Raw genomic sequence first — 751 nt, forward strand, 5'->3', positions numbered from 1 at the left:
GGCAGGAGCATCGTCGTCGGTTCTGGGCTTTGGTTGCCGAAGGGCTCTCGAGCGAGGACGCGGCGATGGAGGTTGGAGTATCGCAGCCGGTCGGGTTCCGATGGTTTCGGCTGGCGGGAGGGACGGCCCCGACCCACCTGTCGCGTTCGTCCAAGCCGCCCTCCGGGCGCTATCTCTCGTTCGCGGAGCGGGAGGAGATCGCGTTGCTGCAGGTCCAAGGCATTGGCGTTCGCGAGATCGCACGTCGCTTGGGTCGTGCGGCGTCGACCATCTCACGCGAACTCAGGCGGAACGCAGCGACGCGGGGCGGTAACCTGGACTATCGTGCGACGACCGCACAGTGGCATGCCGAGCGGGCGGCACGTCGGCCGAAAGTGGCAAAGCTCGCGACGAACACGGCATTGCGGTCCTATGTTCAGGATCGGCTTGCCGGTTCCGTTGTCAGTCCAGGTGGCGCTGCAGTGCCTGGCCCAGCGGTGCCCTGGAAGGGTCGGCGGCACGGGCCGCGACAGAACCGGAGATGGGCCATGGCATGGAGCCCGCAGCAGATCGCCGAGCGCCTGCGGCTCGACCACCCGGAAGACGCGACGATGCGGATCAGTCATGAGGCGATCTACCAGGCGCTCTACGTCCAAGGCCGGGGCGCACTGAAGCGCGAGTTGACGGCATGCCTGCGAACCGGCCGGGCGTTACGGGTGCCGCGGGCGCGCACGCGTGGGCGGGGCAAGTCGTTCATCACCCCCGAGATCCT

1 protein-coding gene is annotated in these 751 nt (G+C 68.0%); it reads left to right on the forward strand.

Annotation, left to right across the window (positions count from 1 at the left end):
- Positions 1 to 751: helix-turn-helix domain-containing protein (locus G3576_RS31005; RefSeq protein ID WP_207623127.1), on the forward strand; the 751-nt coding region annotated here is incomplete at both ends.

This window comes from Falsiroseomonas algicola, from assembly GCF_011040385.1.
Lineage (GTDB): Bacteria > Pseudomonadota > Alphaproteobacteria > Acetobacterales > Acetobacteraceae > Falsiroseomonas > Falsiroseomonas algicola.